Below are 20,210 nucleotides of genomic sequence, written 5' to 3' on the forward strand. Positions count from 1 at the left end.
AGTGCATTTTATGCGCTTTAGATGTCGTGTCGTTATGGCCAGTGAACGCTGGTCATATCTAAATATAAAAAATTAGTGTCTCAACAGTAGGATTACTTTGATTGAAGACCTTTGTTTAGGTTGGTGCCTAAATAGTATTACTCCAAGGAGAAGTTTTACATGGAGACGGTTCAAGGTGGCATGTTGCTTATCTACACTGTAATCGCGATTATTGCTTTAGTGGTTATGATTGCGAAGTTTCGAATTTATCCCTTTTTAGTTCTGATTATTGTTTCTCTCGGTTTAGGTCTTGCCGTTGGTATGCCAATGGACGGGATTGTCAAATCCTATGAAAAGGGGACTGGGAACACTTTGGGTCACCTTGCAATTGTGATTGCGTTAGGCACCATGCTCGGCAAGATGATGGCCGAGTCGGGCGGTGCAGAACGGATTGCAATTACTTTAATTGAATGGTTTGGTGAAAAGTATATTCATTGGGCCATGATGTTTATTGCACTTATCGTTGGTCTTCCTGTTTTTTTTGAAGTCGGTTTTGTACTACTGATCCCAATCGTATTCAATATTGCTAAGCGGACAGGTAAATCATTACTTGTCGTTGGCTTGCCCATGGTCGCAGGTCTATCGGTGGTGCATGGTTTAATTCCCCCACATCCCGCTGCCTTACTCGCGGTTCAGGCCTATCATGCTGATATTGGCAAAACAATTATGTACAGTTTATTGGTCGGTGTTCCGACTGCCATTGTTGCGGGTCCGTTATATGCTTTATGGATCAACAAGTATGTCAAATTGCCTGAAAACAACCCATTGGCGACACAATTTGTTGAAGTAAATCATGACAGAACTCGCGAATTACCAAGCTTTGGTCTTACGCTGTTTACGATCATGTTACCCGTTGTACTCATGCTGGTCGGAAGTTGGGCAGATATTTTCTTTGTTCCAAAAACCTTTCCAAATGAGCTATTACGTTTCATTGGTTCTTCTGATATTGCATTGCTGATTGCAGTATTGGTCAGCTTTATTACCTTTGGTTCCATGCAAGGATTCAATCGTGAGCAAATCGAAAAATTCTGTGGTGGATGTCTGGCGTCAATTGCTGGTATTTTGTTGATTGTCGGTGCAGGCGGCGGTTTTGGTGGTATTTTAAGAGATAGTGGGATTTCCCATGAAATTGTATCGACTGCCTTAAAAGCAAATCTTTCACCTTTATTGTTAGGGTGGTTTGTTGCCGCTTTGATACGTCTGGCAACAGGCTCGGCTACAGTGGCTATGGCGACGGCGTGTAGTATTGTTGCGCCGATTGCTGCGGCAGCTGGTGTGGTGGTTAGACCTGAACTTCTGGTATTAGCGACAGGTTCTGGCTCTTTAATTTTCTCACATGTGAATGATGCAGGTTTCTGGCTAATCAAAGAGTATTTTGGTATGACGGTTGGACAGACACTTAAAACTTGGTCGGTACTGGAAACGATTATTTCAGTACTTGGTTTGTCTTTTACATTGTTGCTTAGCGCTATTTTGTAAGGATTAGAGGGAGATAATTCATGATTGTGATTGCAATGGGTGTCTGTGGGACAGGAAAAACCCTCATTGGTGAGTTATTGTCGGAGCGTCTGGCTTGTGATTTCGTTGACGGTGATACACTGCATTCGGTTGCCAACAAAAGTAAGATGAGCCAAGGCATACCTTTGACAGATGAAGATCGTCTACCTTGGTTACAAGCCATTCGTCAGGTGATCGAAACAAAGCAAAGCATGGGGGAAACCACGGTATTTACATGCTCATCTTTAAAACGAATGTATCGTGATATTTTACGAGGACAAGACCAGAACATTAAGTTTCTGTACTTAAAAGGCTCGTATGAGTTATTACAACAAAGGCTGGCAGCCAGATCGGGACATTTCTTTGATCCATCCTTATTACAAACCCAACTGGATACTTTAGAAGAACCTGATGCTTGTGAAGCAATTACGATTGATATTGCTTTATCACCTGAACAAATTGTTACGCAGGTCATGCAACAACTTGAGCTAAGCAAGGGCATATGTCAAGAAATCTGAACTTAACTGCATAAGTAATAAAAATAAAAAAACGCCTGATCAATATCAGGCGTTTTTTTATATAGTAAATTTAATTATTGGCGGATTTGACCGTCGCCAAATACAATCCATTTTTGCGAGGTTAAACCTTCTAGGCCAACTGGGCCACGAGCATGGATTTTATCGGTTGAAATCCCGATTTCCGCGCCTAAACCATATTCAAAACCGTCAGCAAAGCGGGTAGAAGCATTGATCATCACTGAGCTTGAGTCAACGCGTGCCAAAAACTCGCGTGCTAGACTAAAGTTTTCAGTAATGATGGCATCGGTATGGTGTGAACCATACTTATTGATATGCTCAATTGCCTCATCCATTCCAGTCACAACTTTTACAGCAAGAATTGGCCCTAGATATTCGGTGTACCAGTCTTCTTCCGTTGCAGCCTTGACTGAGACACCTAAAATACGTTGGGTTTCAGGGCAGCCACGCAGTTCAACCTGCTTTTCGGCATACAGTTCAGCAATACGTGGTAAGAATTCTTCAGCAATCGCTTCGTCAACCAATAAGCTTTCCATGGCATTACATACGCCGTAGCGATGCGTTTTTGCATTCAGGGCAATCGGTAACGCTTTTTGCAGGTCGGCCTGAGCTTCAACAAACACATGGCAGTTGCCATCTAAATGTTTAATGACAGGAATACGTGCTTCATTGCTGATACGTTCGATCAGGCTTTTACCACCGCGCGGAACAATTACATCAACAAACTCAGTCATGGTGATGAGATGTCCAACAGCTGCACGATCTGGCGTATCAATCACCTGAACCGCATGCTCAGGTAAGCCCGAAATTTGTAAACCATGCTGGATCGCGGTCGCAATCGCCTTGTTTGACTCAAGTGCTTCTGAACCACCACGTAAAATAATCGCATTACCAGATTTCAACGCCAGTGATGCCGCTTCAAGGGTCACATTCGGTCTTGATTCGTAAATCATCCCGATCACGCCCAAAGGAACGCGCATTTTACCCAACTGGATACCTGAAGGGCGATAAGCCAAATCTGTAATTTCACCAATTGGGTCAACAAGACCAATTACATCTTTTAAGCCTTGGAGCATGCCTTTAAAGCGTGCGGGGGTAAGCTCTAAACGATCCAACAGGGCGCTATCCAATTGACGTTGGCGACCATTGTCCATATCAATTTGATTGGCTGCTAAAATCTGAGCCTGATTATTTTCCAAGGCTGTATAGATGGCAGACAAGGCATGATTTTTCAAATGCGTTGATGCACTCGTTAACATACGAGATGCCTGACGCGCTTGAGCACCGACTTGTTGCATATAATTTTGAATAGAATCTTGCATAGCAGTTTGATATTTGCATGTATTTATAAAGATAGTAACAGCCAAATGCTGAACAATGAATAGGCGAAACTAACAATTCAAAAAATTATAAAACGTTAATTGGCGCAAAATTTTTTATTTTAGTGCGATGAAGATATTGAATCTAAAGCCAAGACTACATATTTTGCAAAAGATTATTCATTTAAACAAGATAAGTGGTTAAGGAAATGATTGCGTATAAAACGTGCATATGTATAGAATGAAAAAGTATAGGATAAATGTAATACAAATTTTATAAATTTGTTAACTTGCAGCTAGCAATTGGTAAAAGTGTGATGCTTGCAACAGAAAAATAAACAAGGATGGAGGAAGGACATGAATTCCATTATCCAAATGGACTCGGATATAAATCATACCTACACAGGCTTTGGTTTTTTCGACATATACAATAAAAACAGTTTTAAACAACCAGCGCGTACAACATGGATCGATGGTTGGAAAATTGAATATATGGCGATTGCAGATCCTAAAACGATCTATAACACGCCGATTGTCATTGTCGGGGGCGCATTTCAAAATTTTAACTCTTATAAGTATTGCGTTGAGCAACTCTTTGAGAGCGGGCCTGTGATTTTAATCGATTTACCTTCAATGGGCGCGAATCAACAGATTCGTAATGTTGATACAGGTGAATCTGCTGGAATTCTGGAACTCCCTGATTTATCAAAAATGCTTGGTCAATGGCTTGATATTGTTGGTATCGATAAGGTTTCAATGATGGGGATGTCATTGGGGTCGGTGGTCGCTTCTTCATTTGCAGACCAGCGTCCAGAACTGATTGACCGTATGGTATTGATGGGGGTCATGCAGAAGACACGTAAAAGCTGGCGTATGCTGCTTGAAGAGTCTTTGCATTTAATGCGTGAAGATCGCATGGAAGAGTTTGGACAGGCTGTTATTCTCTATCTTGTGAATCATGCGAAACTGGACAAAACACGCATGTCGCCAACTGCTAAGCGCCTGTTCTTCAGACAGATGGCTGAGTTTAGCGCCACAGAGCGCGAGCGTTATGAAATTAACTGCAACCGCTTATTGCGTTTAAGTAATGTGCCTGTACCACAATGTAAAACGTTGGTTGCGGCAGGGCAGTACGATAGCTTTACCTTGCCCCATGAAAATGCCGATTTTGCCTTGCAATGCCAAGACATGCAGTTTGCCTTGATTGCTAATGCAGATCATGTCCCGCAATTGCAACGTCGTAAAGAAACCATGAATCTGTTTACCACCTTCTTAAAAGGTGAATCTATCGACAATCTGGATGGCATCATTCCGATGAATCGTGAACAGATGCAACAGATTGAGCGTCGTGGTGAAGAACGTATTCCAGTCTTGCAACCAGAAACCAAACTGACCCATCGTCATTTAGATACTGAGGCAGCGGTGAGCATTGTTGATATCACCTTCTTTGGCGTTTACTTGAAACTTCATCAACTGGAACAGCTTGATTTTGTCAGTCAGCATTCACGTGATTTGGCTTTGAATTTAGCGGATGAAGAAGGCGAGTTTAAGATTGAATGCTTAATTTTTGATGCAACAGAACAAGGGTTACGAATCTTATTTAAGCATGGTAGTTTTGATGTGGCTGAGCGCTTAACCCGCTTTATTGAGCGTCAAAAACAGATTTAATCAATCTTTCAAAATTGGAAAAGGGAAGTGGATCAACCATTTCCCTTTTTTATTGAAGATTATTTATTGCTTGCCTGAATGACCCAGACTAAATCGCCTAAATGTTGTTGCTTGTTTTCTAAAGCGGTCTGTTCAAAAAATTGTTTGGGTTGCAAGACATCGACTTGGTTAAAACCTGCTGCATGGAAAAAGTTTTCGACTTCGAGAGGGGTTTTGAAATGGAAGCTAAAGGCACTGCGTGACATCCATTTGAGTAAACGGCTGCTGTTCCAGATAATGGTCGCCAATTTGTTTTGTGTTGGTTCTGGATAAATATCTGTTAAATAGTGCAGTTCTTTAAAATTTTGGCCGTAGGTGGCAATGGCTTGAATGAGTTGCTGTAATAACGGCTTTTCAAAGTAGTTGATCAGCCCTTCACTCATAATCACCAATGGACGTTGCGGGTCAAAAACTTCAAATGCTGAAGCAAATGCTTCAGTAAATAAGTCGACAGACAACACTTCATCGGTATTTTGTTCAATCTGTTGTAATGCTGCTTGTTTTGTGGCTGCCATGTCCGGCAAGTCTAGCTCACGATAGGTGATCTCAGGATAATGTTGTCTAAACCACCAGCCGCGAGGGGATAGGCCACAGGCAATTTCCAGTACCTGCAAGTCGGGATGTTGCTGGATCAATGCATCTAAATGTGAATCAAGCATGGTGTGGCGTTGTTTTAATGTGGTACGCATGCTGCCGCCAACATATTTTTCGGCCCAGCTTTCAATTGGATGGACTAAGGCGGCGAGGGTCTTACCTTTTTTTGTTGCCAGTGCTGGATGTGAGATCCCCATTTGATACCAGATATAGCCTGTGTAGTGTGCAGTAAATGAAATATGGCGATGTTTTGAAAGTTGTTGTGTCATCTGTCCTAGACTCTATTTTCCTGATTCTTATTTTTAACGATATTTATAACGGTGTCTTGCCGAGTTCTCATCTAATAACAGGATAAGCTTTCAGCTGGAGTTACTTTGGTTTTGCCCAAAAAGTAACCAAAGGCATTGTCATCCGCAAAACCTGTTCACTCCTTGCATGTGATTGATTGCAAACGGGTAGACATGGCATCTATCCTTTTGAGATCACGCAGGTTGCGGATGACTTTACCGAGTATCGTATATCGGCAAAAACATCTTTTTGATGTGAGCTAAGTTAGAATGAATTCTTAAATTCTTCAATGACTTTTCTGACGTTATGCCAGTTTTCATCGTCTAAAGTTAATGTGGTACCGATTTGGATATTTGGAATTTTACCGCGCATACGCTCTAAACGTTGTTGGTTTGGTAAAGCCAATGTTTGGATGCCATCCAATGCGGTACATGCTGCGGCGCGGTCATTACATACCAGACCCATATCGCAACCTGCATTTAATGCTGCTAGGATACGTGCATCCGCACCGCCTGCAACACAAGCAGCTTGCATACTCAAGTCATCTGAGAAGAGTACACCATCAAATTTAAGTTGTTTACGTAAGATTTCTTGTAACCAGAAAGGTGAGAACCCTGCTGGATTTGGATCAACTTGATCATAGATCACATGAGCAGGCATCAAGGCATCGAGTTGTGGCATCAGCTTGATAAAGCTTTGCATATCTTTATCATAGATTTCCTGATATGAACGGTTGTCGATTGCAGCTGCAACGTGTGAGTCAGCTTTGACTGAACCATGCCCTGGGAAGTGTTTACCTGTCGTCGCCATACCTGCTTTTTTCATACCTCGCATAAAGGCATCTGCAAGTGGAACGATATCCTGCATATTTTTTGCAAAGCCGCGGTCACCAATAACATCACTAACGTCATTCAGGTCGAGAACAGGTGCAAAGCTAAAATCAATGCCGACAGCCAATACTTCAATCGCCATGAGCCAGCCACATTGTTCAGCCAGTTCAATTGCCTGCTCAGGATGAGTGAGATAACGCTCGCCTAAGCGTCCCATTGCAGGTAACAAGGTAAAGCCTTGTCTTAAGCGCTGTACACGTCCCCCTTCCTGATCGACAGCAATCAGAATATCTGGACGGACTTGACGCATATGATCGGTTAAAGCACGGACTTGTTGAGGTGATTCAATGTTGCGCGCAAATAAAATCATGCCACCGACTTGCGGAGCTTGTAATAGTTCAATATCTTCTTGAGTAAGTTCTGTGCCAGCAATATCTAGCATCAATGCGCCGATCATAAGGATTCCGTTTGAATTTTGATGAAAAAAACGATAGCTAAATTGTGCAATGATTTGCTACATTTTGTCAGTACAGAATATGATAAAACTACATGATATTGATGATAAGTGCTTATTGGTCATTTATTTATGACGACCAATGAGTTCTGCAAGTTGGTAAAGTATCGAATGAAATGTGTTCATATTGACAGTATCAGCGTGTAATAATTGCCATATCCAAGGAAGTACCAAAATTTTATGAAACTTCAAATGATAGCGTGTGCAGTTGCGATTGCGACTGGTGGTTTATTTTTCTCTCATACCATGAATGAGGCGTTTGCGGCGACCGAGACTCCAGTTGTTTCAACCGTCATCAAGCCATCACAAGAACAAGCGCTCGTGTCACGTCAGCTCGCAACTTTGGTTGATCGCCAGCATTATTTGAATATGCGTTTAGATGCAACCACTTCAAACCGTATTTTGGATATGTATCTTGATAGTCTTGATCCAGATCATTCATTATTTTTAAGCGGTGAAGTTGCGGACTATAAGAATAAGTATGGTTCAACTTTTGGTAGCTCATTAAAAGCAGGGAACTTAATTGGGCCTTTTGCCATTCATGCTCAATATCGTGACCGTTTGAAACAGTTCTATGAGTTTATGTTGGCCGAGTTGAAGAAGCCACAGAACTTAAATCAAAAAGATGTCTATCTTGAGACGGATCGTGAAAAAGCACCTTATTTCCAGACCGCTGCTGAGCAACGGGCGCACTGGCAAAAAATGCTGGTTTCACAGCTGATTAATTTGACGATTAGCAAAGAAGAAGAACAGGCCAAGCAAAAGGCGTTAAAAGCAGATCCATCGCTTGCCAATGGTCAGGATTTGACTGGTCCAGAAGATTTAACTCCAGTTCAGACGCTAACCAAGCGTTATACCCGCCAGTTAGAGCGTATTGGTCGGGTCAAGAGTGATGATGTACTTGATAAAACCCTGAATGCGATGATGGCGACCTATGATCCGCATAGTAACTATTATCCGCCAATTGATGCGATGGAGCTGAATCGTCAGACCACCTTGCAACTTGAGGGGATTGGTGTTTCGATCCGTCCAGAACGTGGCAATGAAGATTACACCAAGATCGAAACGATTGTTGAGGGTGGCCCTGCAAGTAAGTCTGGTCAGGTGAAATCAGGAGACCGCATCATTGGTGTCGCTCAAGATGGCGATAAAATGGTGGATGTGATCGGCTGGCCGAGCTCGGAAATTGTTGGCTTGATTCGTGGTAAACGTGGCACCAAAGTAGTGGTTCGTTTATTAGGTGCAGGGGCACCAATGAGTCAGGCACGTAATGTCACCTTAACGCGCGACATTATTCAGGAAGAAGATGCGGGTGTTCGTTCGCGTACGGTTGAAATCACCCGTGATGGTAAAAAACATCTATTTGGTGTTCTTGAAATTCCATCATTCTATTTTGACTATCGCTCACGCCGTGCGGGAACTGAATACCGTTCAGTTTCTGAAGATACGGCTAAAGCTTTGGAATCGCTGAAAGCTCAAAAAGTTGAAGGTATTTTGGTTGACTTGCGTAATGACCCAGGTGGCTCTTTAGAAGAAGTGGCACGTATGCTGGGTCAGGTGATCAAGTCAGGGCCAGTGGTACAGATCCGTGATGGCAATGGCAATGTTAATGTGTTTGAAGATACGGATGGCGGCGAACAGCTTTATGCTGGCCCAATGGCGGTATTAGTCAACTTGGCATCGGCTTCTGCAAGTGAGATTTACTCGGCTGCGATTCAGGATTATGAGCGCGGTATTATCATTGGTAGTACCACTACAGGTAAGGGTACGGCGCAGGTTCAACTGGATTCACTGGCTTATGGTCAGGCAACGCTGACCCAACGTAAGTTCTACCGTATTACGGGTGGAAGTACGCAAAATAAAGGGGTTGTGCCAGACATCAAACTCGTTGATATCTATAATGAAGAGTTTGGTGAACGTAAAGCGAAAAATGCTTTGAAATGGGATACGATTCCAACTGCACCATTTAAGCGTGAAGGTTCAGTACAACCTTATATTGCCAAGTTAACGGAATCATCTCAGCAACGTGTAGCAGCCGATTCACAGTTTAAGTATTTGGAAACGCGTAAAGCGATTGCCAAGAAAACCTCTGATCAGAAGAAAGTGGTGCTGGATATCAACCAGCGTCGTGCAGAGTTACTTGATCTAGAAAAGCAAACTTTGAATGCTGAAAATCAGCGCCGTGCAGCAACAGGTCTGGCACCTTATGCAAACTGGGAAAGTTACCAAGCTTCGATTGATGCTTTGATTGAATCTCGTGCCAAAATGAAAGCGCATTTACGTCCGCCACTTCCTGAAGAAGAAACCTTCATCACCGAAGCGGCAAATGTACTTTTAGATTATGCCAAGCTACAAAATCGTTAAGTTGATATTGTTTTAAATAAAAAGCCCTGTTTGATACAGGGCTTTTTATTGCTTTTTTAATCTCGATTCTCATGTCGCTACGTACATGTAAGAGGATCTGACATTGGCATCATTTTATGCCTGTCAGTTTTAAAGAGAATAGAAAAAGCTTCTTCACCTTTTACAAAGATGAAGAAGCCTTTGTCTTAGATTACGATGGATTGACGTTGGATCATCCGAGTTGCATTGCTGATTTGTTTAACCAGAATGTCTTATTCGGCACGTATCCAGATTTGATTACGGCCCAGTGCAGAAACACCCAGATATCCACGTAAATGCAGACGTTTGCCATTTGCACTTAATTTGGCTTTCATACTATAAATTTTGCCTGTATTCGGATCAAGAATACGGCCATTGCTATAGTTTAGGCCCTCACTATGTTTTAAACCTGTCACCACATCTAAACCTACAATCGGTTTGTTGGTATAAGGTGCAGGGCAGTCTACACAGGTTTCTTTAGGTGTGTAGCCTGTACGTGGTGTGAGTTTTACAACTTTGCCAGTATATGTTCCATTGGTTTCTTTTCGAATTTCAACCAACCCTTTTGGCGCCCCTGTTTTGTCATCAATACTTTGCCAGAGCCCCGTAATATCCTCTGCAAAAGTAAAACTGCTGATCATTGTTAAAAATAAAACGCTTATTAGTTTTTTGCTCATCATTAAAATCCGTTTAACACCCGTTTTTATTATGTAGTATCTCTAATTAAAGATTCAATCATTATTTTACAGTTGTATATTTATATTTGAAAATTCGATAGTTTTTTATTTTTTCATTAAAAAAAGCCCCTCCATTTTTAGATGATGAAGAGGCTTTTTAAACATATTTAAATATAAGTAGAGTAATTTATTAGCCCTACAAATTTTTACTCGGCACGTATCCAGATCTGATTACGGCCTAGCGCAGAAACGCCCAGATATCCACGTAAATGCAGACGTTTGCCATTTGCACTTAATTTGGCTTTCATACTATAAACCTTGCCTGTATTTGGATCGAGAATACGGCCATTGGTATAATTCAAACCATCTGTGTATTTTAAACCTGTCACGACATCCAGACCGACAATGGGTTTGTTGGTATATGGCGCAGGACAATCTACACAAGTTTCTTTTGGTGTATAGCCTGTACGTGGTGTGAGTTTTACGACTTTTCCAGCATAGGTGCCATTCGTTTCTTTGCGAATTTCAACTAATGCCTTAGGTGCCCCCGTTTTGTCATCAATACTTTGCCAGAGCCCCGTAATATCCTCTGCAAAAGTAAAACTGCTCACCGCAGTTAAGAATAACGCACCTAATAATTGTTTGCCCATCATTAAAAATCCTTTTAACGTTAAGCCCGCCATTATGGATGATTTATGACAACCAGTTCAATAATTAACTGATATTTGTGGCAAATTTTAAGATAAAGATAAAATAAAAGTAGGCAGCCAAATTGCTGTAAACACGCCATTTACTGCCATGCCGAAGGCGGCATATCGGCCAGCGACAGGGCCACGTTGCCATGCCTGAGCAGTACCGATGGCATGTGCTGCCAGACCTAAAGCCAGACCTGAAGCACGTTCATCATGAATGTGTTTTAAGATCCACGGCGAAAATGCAGCGCCAATGACCCCAGATAAAATGACAATCAGCGTCACCAACATCAGAGGTGCATGAAGCAGAGTCGCAATATTCAGTGCAATCGGTGTGGTCACGGCACGCGTCGCAAAAGCCAGAATGGTCGGTTCAGACATATGCAGTAAATAAGCCAGACCCATCGGCAGTGCCACCGCGCTAATACTGGCAAAACATAAAATTCCGAGCATTGATTTGATCGGCAAATCGTCATAGCGCATTGCCGCCAGTGGAATTGCCAAAGCAACAGTGACATAACCCAGTAAATGGTTAAACACGTTATTTACATTGTCCAGATAGCTTTCATAGGGAACGCCTAAAATGAACAGTAAACCAATCACAATAAAGACAGCAAAAACGATCAATGGAATTTGCGGGAATTTTTTATTTAAGGGCTTTGCAATCAGGTAACTGATCAGGGTGATGATAAATCCATAAATAACCATAAACATAGATCAGCCCCTTATAACCAGCGTTTTGCCATTTTGGCGTAAACCCACAGCGGCAATAACGTACTAAAGGTTAAGATAAATAAAAATAAAGGAATTTCTTTACCTAAATGCACTAGCATAATTAATGAACCCGCACAAATAGGCAGAAAGGCAAAAGCACTTTCTTTCATGATCTTGTTATTGGTATCGATCAAACGATTGGAGATTTTTTTGAAACGTCTCCAAATCAATAAGGTCACCAGTAAGCTCAGCAGTCCAACGAGATTGCCTAATTCTGGATGACCAAAGGCTTTGGTGATCGCAACAGCCCCCTCACGATATACAATGATTAATAAAATCGTAAAAAACCAGGCTGTCCAATCAATCTCTTTCATTTTCTTCTCTTAAGCTCGCTGATCTAAACGATGGCTGATTGCAATTAGGGTGATGGTTGATCGATCTCAAATTCTTCCAAAGGTCGCTGGAATAAGGAAGCTTTTTTTCCAAGTATTTCGTCTAATGGCAAATGTGCCTGTTTAATGAGTTGTTCCAGTTTATGCGGCGCAATACAGACCGATAAATGTAAATTGCCATGGTCATCATAATGCTCGGATTGAATGACATTCAGCGTATATAACTGGGTACGGAGTTTCCCATAAGCAGGTTTTAACACTAAATCAAAATCTTGTAACTGGCCCAATAGACATTGTTGAACTGCCTGAGCAAGTAGATCTAACCCTTGTCCTGAATGTGCGGAAACATAAACACGGTCAGGTAGATCAGCGGCTTTATAAATAATTTTAGCAGCATCGCCACTCTGGTCGATTTTATTATAAACATGCAAAATTGGCGCATCGGCACCAATTTCTTTGAGAACAGATTCAACGGCTTCAATCTGTTCTGGCATATTTGGACTACTGCTATCAATCACATGAAGCAGCAAAGTGGCTTCTAAGGTTTCTTCTAATGTGGCTTTAAATGATTCAACCAGATCATGTTGCAGATTTCTGACAAAGCCGACGGTATCCGCCAATACTACAGTGCCGATACCATCCCAGTCTAAACGACGTAATGTTGGGTCCAGTGTTGCGAACAGTTGATCCGCTGCATAGACATCACTTTTTGCCAGTATATTAAATAAAGTTGATTTACCGGCATTGGTATAACCGACCAGTGAAATGGTTGGGATGGCTGCTTTTTGTCTTGCTGCACGACCTTGCAAACGGGTTTGTTGTACTTTTACCAGTTTATCTTTGAGCTGGGTAATCCGAACACGGATTAAACGACGGTCAGTTTCAAGTTGTGATTCACCTGGTCCACGTAGACCGATACCACCTTTTTGTTGTTCTAAATTACCAGTAAAGCCACGAATCAGGCGAGTAGATAAATGTTTAAGCTGAGCCAATTCAACCTGTAATTTCCCTTCATGGGTACGGGCGCGTAAGGCGAAAATGTCCAGAATTAAACCTGTGCGGTCAATCACACGACATTTCAAGATTCGCTCAAGATTACGTTCTTGGGCAGGCGAAAGCGAGTGATCGAGAATGACCAGCTCTGCTTCTGTTTCTCTGACCAGTTCAGCGATTTCATCAACTTTGCCAGATCCGATAAAAAATTTGGGATCAGGTTTATTGCGTTGAACAGAAAGATGTTCAAGGATTTCAGCACCAGCGGATTGAGCGAGCAATCGAAACTCTTCAGCATCAAGATCATCGAGTAGCTGAACAGACACACTGACTAAAATTGCCCGTTCACCGCTTTGACGCTGCTCAAAATTTTCCACGCGAGTAGGTAATCCTTATTATTAAAGTCTTATTCTAGAATAAACTTCAACGAAAGGGCAAAGGCTTACTCGATTTATATGACATTACGACGTAAAAGCTCAATGAATCCGACCAGAGTGCCCATATATAAAATTGACCAGCCGAGAATCATTCTTAAAGCATAGCCATAGGGAATGGTGGTTTGGGTTTCTGATGTTGTGCTTTGCTGATTCATCACATCACCTTTCAATCAATAAATTCGATTTATTTATAATAATTGATCTAATAAACCTTTTAAAATTGAAAAAAATTATGCTCGCATTCGTTTTTTATGATGCAGGTAACTTTTATAAGTAGATAGCGGCATGATATAACTGGATGAATTCAATGCACATGTGCATCTATGCGTACGGTTTTAATGATTTATGACTCAAGAAGCAACTGCGGTAACTAACCCACCATTAAATCTAATCTCTAAATTGAGTTTGTATAGTAAAAAGTTAGCCTCAGGCCTAGAAACAATAGGTGAAGGTTTTTATCTGATTTACCGTCATGGTTTATATAAGGATCCAAATAATCCTGTAAATACGCGTTATGTGCAGTACTTCTGCCGCCGTTTATGCGAAGTTTTCAATATCGAAGTCGAAGTCCATGGCACCATTCCACGTGAACCTGCACTTTGGGTGAGTAATCACATCTCATGGCTGGATGTCGCTGTACTTGGTTCTGGCGCACGAATTTTCTTTCTGGCGAAAGCCGAAGTTGAAAGATGGCCGATCCTGGGGAAACTGGCAAAAGGTGGCGGGACTTTATTTATCAAACGCGGTTCGGGAGATTCAATCCGTATCCGTGAACAGATTACTGAATTTTTAAAACAGGATATTCCTGTTCTGTTCTTCCCTGAAGCGACCACAACCGACGGAAGTAAAGTCAAAAAGGTACATGGACGTTTATTAGGTGCAGCCATTGAGGCACAACGTCCTGTACAGGTGTGTGTGATTTGCTATGTCAATCAGAACGGAGAGCTCGATTTGGTTGCGCCGTTTATTGGCGAAATGACCTTTGCAGAACATGTGCAGCGTGTTTTAGAAATGCCGAAAGTCACCGCACATTTGATGACTTTGCCTGCGATTTCAGTCGAAGGGCATACCGTCGATAGTTTAACCAAAGAAGTTGATCGCCAGATGCGCGCAGGCTTAGCTAAATTGCAGCAGAAGGTATTGACTGTGTTGCCAGAAACGGCTGAGTCTACATAAAGCCTTCGATTGGCAGCCATGAAATGATTTTCACGCCTGCTTTTTGCCACCATTTCATTTTAGGTTCTTTGGTATAAATCAAAGGACCTCTTGGTGTTTCTCTCTGCCAAGTAATTTTCTTATTTGCATCCAACACTAAACGATAAGCATAGGTTTTCAGGTTTTGATCCATGGTGGCATGTACAGCTTGCGCTAATGGTGGGCTATTCAGTAACACCCCAATTTCAGTATTTAAATAAGCTGAACGTGGATCAAAATTAAATGAGCCAATAAACACCTGTTTCTCATCTAAAGCCATCAATTTGGCATGTAGGCTCGAACGACTGAGTCCCTTAAGATTAACCTTGGCTTTTTTCGCTAAATCTTCGGTATGTTTATCTAAATCATTTTTATCCAATGCTGGAAGAAACTCATAAAGCTGCACACCATTTTCCAATAGTTCCTGACGATACTTCCCATAAAAAGCATGGACTACAGCGACGTCATTGGCTTTAAAGGAGTTGGTGAGTACTCTGACTTTGATGCCTTCTTGGGCTAAGTCACCTAAGATTTTCGCGCCTTTCTTTTCTGGAACAAAATACGCCGAGATCAGATCAATATTTTTTTCAGGCTGTTCCAGATGATTGATTAGCTGGAAATTCAGATGTTCTTCTTTTTTGGCTTTTGATTTTATTTTATCTGGTGAATCTTTCACGACCTCAGCTTTGACCCATTCCAGAGAAATATCCCGATTCATAAGTGAATCAATGGCTTGGGAGCGGCTGGTCAAATCGACATAATTCTGTACGGTAATCCGTTTATAGTGTTCATCGAGTTGCTGCTTTAAACTTTCATAGCTAAGTCGATGTGATTTTGGATTCACAATTTCTCGGACATCGTAGGCATATTCATGATTCCAGTAATCATCAAATGATTTGGAAATATCATTGACAGCAGTACCGAACAGCATCACATCAACATCAGAAAATTGATAAGTATCACTGACATTGTAATATTGGTTGGTCATGTTACGACCACCAATCAAGGCCACCTGATGATCTGCAATAAAGCTTTTATTGTGCATTCGGCGGTTGATACGTTTTAGGTCGAGCACCATATCCAGTGCACGATATTTACGAAATCGGTAAGGATTAAATAATTTAACTTCTATATTGGGGTGCTGTGCCAGCGCTAAGAAAATACCTTCAGTATGTTTGGCATTATTATCATCAATCAGTAATCTGACTTTTACCCCACGATCAGCGGCACGAATTAAAGCGTGCAGTGCCAAAGCACCAACCTTGTCGTTATCCCAGATATAGTATTGTAAATCGAGCGTTTTCTCTGCCTTGTCAATCAAACGGAGACGGGCTGCCAGTGCCTCTAGCGGTTCATACAACACATGATAGCCAGTCAGATCGGGGTGCTGTTCTTGTAAAGGACGAATCACTTGAGCTAAAGAGGTTTGGGTGGTATCGATCTGACCAACCGTTTGAATCACAGGCTCAATCTTATGCTTGGGTAGTGTGCTACAACCCGTCATCGTTAACGTCATGGCGCAATAAATCGCAAGCATATTTTTATTGTAAGCGGTTGTACTTATCTTTGTATGTTTGCCATTTAAATGAGAAAATTGCGTCATAATCGTTACTGATTAAAAGTTGGGCTCGAGTATACCATTTCATCGAAAAAGATAAATATAAGATGAGACGTATGTCCCTAAAGTGAAGTTAATGAGGGCTGTAATGTCGGATTCAGATACTATTATTTTTGGTTTTTACCTTATTTTTGCTGTTTTGGCATTATGGGCATTTATTCAAGCCTGGATCCATCAGGCACGTACAGAAACCATTCATCCCTTTAAAGCCTTTGTGCATTTGCTGGCATTTTATCTTTCGTATTTGTTGGTTCCGCTTTGGTTCTTTAGTCTTTACGCAGGCTGGGTCGGTTATTACAGCTTGCATCAGGCGGGGTTCATCTTTTTATTAAGTAGCGTACTGATCTATGCGCGCTTTATTGAGCCACATCAGGTTCATATCAAACGTCATCAATATCGCCTCGATCCAAAACGTGAATTTACCCGTCCTGTCAAAGTCGCATTGGTTGCCGATATGCACGTCGGATTATTTTCAGGTCATGAACGTCAGTTAAAAACGATTGTGAAAAAACTGAATGAGGAAAAACCTGATTTGGTTGTGGTGGCAGGGGACTGGACTTATGAACCTGAAAACCGTTTGGTACATGAGCTGGAAGTACTCAAGCAAATTGAGGCACCTGTATATTCTGTGCCTGGCAATCACGACGAACAATATCCTGGTCCACCGATTCAGGCATTGTTGAGCAAAGCGTTAGAGCAGAATAATGTGATTGATATAGAAGGTAAGATTGTTGATTTTGATGAGTTTCGTCTCATTGGTATCGGTGATTTGTGGGCTGGGAAGGCGAATATGCGCTTTATGCCAGACTTACCTCAAGACAAACCTTGGCTGATTCTGTCGCATAATCCTGACACCGTTGATATGGTGCCTGAATTACCTACTCGACCATTAATGTTATCGGGCCATACGCATGGCGGACAGATCGAATTGCCGTGGATTACCAACTATATTATGAAGCGGGTGTCTATTCTTGGGCATAAAAAAGGTTTTTACACGCATGAGCATGCGGATGTGTTTGTGACTGTAGGCACAGGAATGGTGGGTGTACCATTTCGGTTTAGAGTACCTCCGACGATCGATATTATTGAACTGATTTAAATAAAAAAAGCCGACTAGATTGGGTCGGCTTTTTTATGACTGGAATGTATTAAGGAATAATAATTACATTCACGCGGCGGTTGCTGGCACGATTCTCATCCGAGGTATTTGGCACAAATGGTTGATTTGAACCACGACCCAGAACAGTTAAGTTATTTGGTTTAAAACCCTGATCGATGAAAATAGTAGAAACGCTTTGAGCACGTTCTTCCGAGAGTTTCTGGTTATATTCAGGATTACCGATATTATCTGTATGTCCCACAATTTTTAATTTTTGCAGGTCATATTTATTGAGCTGAGTTGCAAGACGTACAATCTCTTGCTGATGCTCTGGCTTAATATCGACTTTATTAAAATCAAATAATAACCGTTCTGGTAAGCCGAGACTCCAGCCTTCATCTGTTAAAACGAACCCCTCTTTTTTTAACATTTTAACCTGACGATATTTCAACGGGCCAAAACTTAAACATCCAGCCAATGTTAGGCAGAGTAACGCAATAAATGAAATTTTAATGGTGTGAGCGCGCATAACATGTCCTAAATTTCTGGTTTATAAAGAAACCAATGTGGATTTAAACTTTTAGCTTTATACATGGCTTGATCCGCTTGCATAATCAAATCCTCTGGATTCTCTGCAAACTGTGAAAAGGCAATCCCTAAGCTAAAACCAAAATGAATCATTTCACCGTTGAAATCTAAAGGCTCCTTGCAACTCGCCAGTAAACCTTCAGCAATGGTCTGTAAGTGATCCGCATGATGGATAGAATGCAGGATAATAGCAAACTCGTCCCCACCCAAACGGGCAATAAAATCTTCATGGCGGACAGAAAGTTTTAAACGTTCGCCCATTTCTTTTAGAACAGCATCACCTGCCAAGTGACCAAACTGATCATTGATCATCTTGAAATTATTATTGTCGATAAATAATAGGGCAGAATTGTGACGATACTGTGGGTTCTCAAAAATATCGAAAAGCTCTTGGTAGAAATAATGACGATTTGGCAAACCGGTAAGCTGATCGTGATGTGCCTGAAATGAAAGTTGACGATTCTCTTTTTGAAGGTGAGTGTGCCAAATTTGAATTTCTTCTAACAGTTCATTAAACACCGTATTTAAGTTCTGAAACTCTTTAATATGGTTGTTTGGAAAACGAAGATTATAAGCTTTCTGGTCGCTGACCAGTTGAGCGATGTGGGTCAGTGGTTTAATTGCCTGCATGATTTGGCGGTAGGTAATATTCACTGACCATAATAAAGCAATCACAATAAAGAACATTGAAATTGCCAAACCGATAATAATCGTTTTCAGAAAGTGCAAAATGTTTTCTGAACTTCCGTATAACACCAGTTCGCCAACTTTTTTCTTATGATGAACAATCATCAACTTAACTGGATCATGTAAAAACCATCGATCCATTAAATCTTGCATGGTTGAGGTGTGGGCTATTTTTTTAGTACTTTCGGCAAGAAGCTGATGTTGAGGGTCATAAACATGGATCGTACGAATGGCATGTTCACGGGTATAGTCATCTAGAATCTGATCGATTGCCCCACGATCTCTAAACACCACAGCAGGTTGAATTCGTTCAAGAACCGTCTGGCTCAACAGTTGTAAATTCTGTTTAGCGTAGGTTTCCATGGTAAACATGGAAATTGTGGCAAAAGTAAAAGAACAAATTACAAAAGTGATGGCAAAAATCGCAAACTGGGATTTACGGAATAAGGCATGTAAGGAGGTTGATTGATATAAGTTGGAAATCATCTGTACTTACTCCGCATTCTTCGCCAAGAGTAAAACTCGTGGATCGATATGAACTTTGGAATAACTCAGCGCTTCCAGATTAACCTTAAAAGTTGAATAGGTTCTCTTATTATATAAGCAGAAAATACTCCCCACCTCACACGCAGGATTGTTGGTACTTAAAGAAAGTAATGAGCGAGAGGGATAGGACTGGATCAGATTCTGCTGCTGTTGTGGTGATGTCGTAGTGAAATAGGCCACATGACATTCTGTCTTAGGGAAATCTTTCGCGCTTACGGCCTGAACCTGATAATCATAGGCAAGCTGTCGGATGTTCATCTGGAACTGACTTGCCGCTTCTGAATTATCAATCACACAGATAGAAGGACGGGATGTATTTGTCCATTTGCTATAACTTAATATAGATAGTGCTAACTCATAGAAGTTATGAGTTGAAATGGCATAGCAAAGCGGGCTTACAGTAAATAATACTGCAAGCAACAGATATCGAGCTTTTATATTCAAAAACCGTATTTTCAATCAGAAGTGCCAAAAAGTGTGAAGCAAGAGACATATTCTACTGGACTTAATTGTTTAAAAAAAGTTCTTAATCACTCAGGAAAGCCAATAAAAGTAACTATTCAGTTCAAAAAGTATGCGCTTGATTAAATAATTCCAATAAATTTGGAAAAGGGTGTTGCATTGGGTTGGGAATGCTGTAGAATGCACATCCATCGGCGGTGATGCAGATAAAAACTTGTTGAGAAACAAGGATTTGGCTAGATAGGTTGGATTCTTGGGTTGATTGATAAGTTTTAAAAATATCGAAATTACCTGTTGACTTTGAAGAAATTTAGAGTAATATAGCCGACCTAGCTTGATGATGACGAATCATCGAGAAGATCATTAAGAGAATAGAAGAACAACTTGTGTGGATTTTTACTGGTT

General features: G+C 41.2%; 19 protein-coding genes. 6 read left to right on the forward strand and 13 right to left on the reverse strand.

The features are described from left to right. Positions 1 to 159 precede the first annotated feature (159 nt). Positions 160 to 1,518, forward strand: a complete 1,359-nt coding sequence (locus PJ15_RS10935; RefSeq protein ID WP_047430633.1) for a GntP family permease — start codon at positions 160 to 162, stop codon at positions 1,516 to 1,518. A 20-nt stretch (positions 1,519 to 1,538) separates the two neighbouring features. After that, complete coding sequence (locus PJ15_RS10940; RefSeq protein WP_047430636.1) at positions 1,539 to 2,054, forward strand: gluconokinase; 516 nt, start codon at positions 1,539 to 1,541, stop codon at positions 2,052 to 2,054. 74 nt (positions 2,055 to 2,128) lie between these two features. Here PJ15_RS10940 and PJ15_RS10945 read toward each other — a convergent pair whose 3' ends face one another. Further along, the gene (locus PJ15_RS10945) at positions 2,129 to 3,394 is read right to left on the reverse strand and encodes a glutamate-5-semialdehyde dehydrogenase (RefSeq protein ID WP_004775773.1); all 1,266 of its coding nucleotides are present in this window, start codon (positions 3,392 to 3,394) and stop codon (positions 2,129 to 2,131) included. Between the two features lie 354 nt (positions 3,395 to 3,748). On the opposite strand from PJ15_RS10945, the gene PJ15_RS10950 reads away from it, so the two are divergent. After that, positions 3,749 to 5,059 carry an alpha/beta fold hydrolase gene (locus tag PJ15_RS10950; RefSeq protein ID WP_047430639.1) on the forward strand — a complete coding sequence of 437 codons (1,311 nt, stop codon included), beginning with the start codon at positions 3,749 to 3,751 and terminating at the stop codon, positions 5,057 to 5,059. 59 nt (positions 5,060 to 5,118) lie between these two features. Here the strand turns inward: PJ15_RS10950 and PJ15_RS10955 are convergent, their stop codons facing one another. Then, positions 5,119 to 5,961: a class I SAM-dependent methyltransferase gene (locus tag PJ15_RS10955; RefSeq protein ID WP_047430642.1), complete on the reverse strand. Its 843-nt coding sequence runs from the start codon at positions 5,959 to 5,961 to the stop codon at positions 5,119 to 5,121. Between the two features lie 283 nt (positions 5,962 to 6,244). Continuing rightward, positions 6,245 to 7,267 (reverse strand): beta-N-acetylhexosaminidase, encoded by a 1,023-nt coding sequence (nagZ, locus tag PJ15_RS10960; protein WP_047430645.1) that lies wholly within the window; start codon positions 7,265 to 7,267, stop codon positions 6,245 to 6,247. Positions 7,268 to 7,504: 237 nt separating this feature from the next. Here nagZ and PJ15_RS10965 point away from each other — a divergent pair, with 237 nt between their 5' ends. After that, the gene (locus PJ15_RS10965; RefSeq protein WP_047430648.1) at positions 7,505 to 9,688 is read left to right on the forward strand and encodes a carboxy terminal-processing peptidase; all 2,184 of its coding nucleotides are present in this window, start codon (positions 7,505 to 7,507) and stop codon (positions 9,686 to 9,688) included. Between the two features lie 251 nt (positions 9,689 to 9,939). Here the strand turns inward: PJ15_RS10965 and PJ15_RS10970 are convergent, their stop codons facing one another. The 6 genes from PJ15_RS10970 to PJ15_RS18625 all read right to left on the reverse strand — a co-directional run bounded on the left by PJ15_RS10970 (position 9,940) and on the right by PJ15_RS18625 (position 13,766). Next, positions 9,940 to 10,383, reverse strand: coding sequence for a DUF2147 domain-containing protein (locus PJ15_RS10970; RefSeq protein WP_373869378.1), 444 nt, complete (start codon positions 10,381 to 10,383; stop codon positions 9,940 to 9,942). Between the two features lie 206 nt (positions 10,384 to 10,589). Further along, positions 10,590 to 11,033, reverse strand: a complete 444-nt coding sequence (locus tag PJ15_RS10975) for a DUF2147 domain-containing protein (RefSeq protein ID WP_062847840.1) — start codon at positions 11,031 to 11,033, stop codon at positions 10,590 to 10,592. Positions 11,034 to 11,120: 87 nt separating this feature from the next. Continuing rightward, positions 11,121 to 11,789 carry an LrgB family protein gene (locus PJ15_RS10980; protein ID WP_004775764.1) on the reverse strand — a complete coding sequence of 223 codons (669 nt, stop codon included), beginning with the start codon at positions 11,787 to 11,789 and terminating at the stop codon, positions 11,121 to 11,123. 11 nt (positions 11,790 to 11,800) lie between these two features. After that, positions 11,801 to 12,163 carry a hypothetical protein gene (locus PJ15_RS10985; RefSeq protein WP_005259695.1) on the reverse strand — a complete coding sequence of 121 codons (363 nt, stop codon included), beginning with the start codon at positions 12,161 to 12,163 and terminating at the stop codon, positions 11,801 to 11,803. Positions 12,164 to 12,207: 44 nt separating this feature from the next. Further along, positions 12,208 to 13,551, reverse strand: a complete 1,344-nt coding sequence (gene hflX / locus PJ15_RS10990) for a ribosome rescue GTPase HflX (protein ID WP_047430652.1) — start codon at positions 13,549 to 13,551, stop codon at positions 12,208 to 12,210. 74 nt (positions 13,552 to 13,625) lie between these two features. Further along, complete coding sequence (locus PJ15_RS18625; protein WP_171248588.1) at positions 13,626 to 13,766, reverse strand: hypothetical protein; 141 nt, start codon at positions 13,764 to 13,766, stop codon at positions 13,626 to 13,628. A gap of 190 nt (positions 13,767 to 13,956) precedes the next feature. Between PJ15_RS18625 and PJ15_RS10995 the strand changes: the two genes are divergently transcribed. Next, on the forward strand, positions 13,957 to 14,787 hold the full coding sequence (locus tag PJ15_RS10995; protein WP_005259692.1) for a lysophospholipid acyltransferase family protein: 831 nt from the start codon (positions 13,957 to 13,959) through the stop codon (positions 14,785 to 14,787). On the opposite strand, the gene PJ15_RS11000 is transcribed toward PJ15_RS10995, so the two are convergent. Beyond that, on the reverse strand, positions 14,780 to 16,342 hold the full coding sequence (locus tag PJ15_RS11000) for a phospholipase D family protein (protein WP_227504695.1): 1,563 nt from the start codon (positions 16,340 to 16,342) through the stop codon (positions 14,780 to 14,782). The two genes, PJ15_RS10995 and PJ15_RS11000, sit on opposite strands and share 8 nt — an antisense overlap. A gap of 169 nt (positions 16,343 to 16,511) precedes the next feature. On the opposite strand from PJ15_RS11000, the gene PJ15_RS11005 reads away from it, so the two are divergent. Next, on the forward strand, positions 16,512 to 17,522 hold the full coding sequence (locus tag PJ15_RS11005) for a metallophosphoesterase (RefSeq protein ID WP_005259690.1): 1,011 nt from the start codon (positions 16,512 to 16,514) through the stop codon (positions 17,520 to 17,522). 49 nt (positions 17,523 to 17,571) lie between these two features. Here the strand turns inward: PJ15_RS11005 and PJ15_RS11010 are convergent, their stop codons facing one another. Genes PJ15_RS11010 through PJ15_RS11020 form a run of 3 tightly spaced genes read right to left on the reverse strand, consistent with a single transcriptional unit; the run spans position 17,572 to position 19,763 of the window. Further along, positions 17,572 to 18,051 carry an OmpA family protein gene (locus PJ15_RS11010; protein ID WP_047430655.1) on the reverse strand — a complete coding sequence of 160 codons (480 nt, stop codon included), beginning with the start codon at positions 18,049 to 18,051 and terminating at the stop codon, positions 17,572 to 17,574. Positions 18,052 to 18,059: 8 nt separating this feature from the next. Then, positions 18,060 to 19,283 carry a diguanylate cyclase domain-containing protein gene (locus PJ15_RS11015; RefSeq protein ID WP_047430658.1) on the reverse strand — a complete coding sequence of 408 codons (1,224 nt, stop codon included), beginning with the start codon at positions 19,281 to 19,283 and terminating at the stop codon, positions 18,060 to 18,062. Positions 19,284 to 19,289: 6 nt separating this feature from the next. Continuing rightward, a complete protein-coding gene (locus tag PJ15_RS11020) occupies positions 19,290 to 19,763 on the reverse strand; it encodes a YfiR family protein (protein ID WP_047430661.1) in 474 nt (157 codons plus the stop codon). Positions 19,764 to 20,210 lie beyond the last annotated feature (447 nt).

It is taken from the genome of Acinetobacter sp. neg1, from assembly GCF_000788125.1.
Taxonomy (GTDB): Bacteria; Pseudomonadota; Gammaproteobacteria; order Pseudomonadales; family Moraxellaceae; genus Acinetobacter; species Acinetobacter vivianii.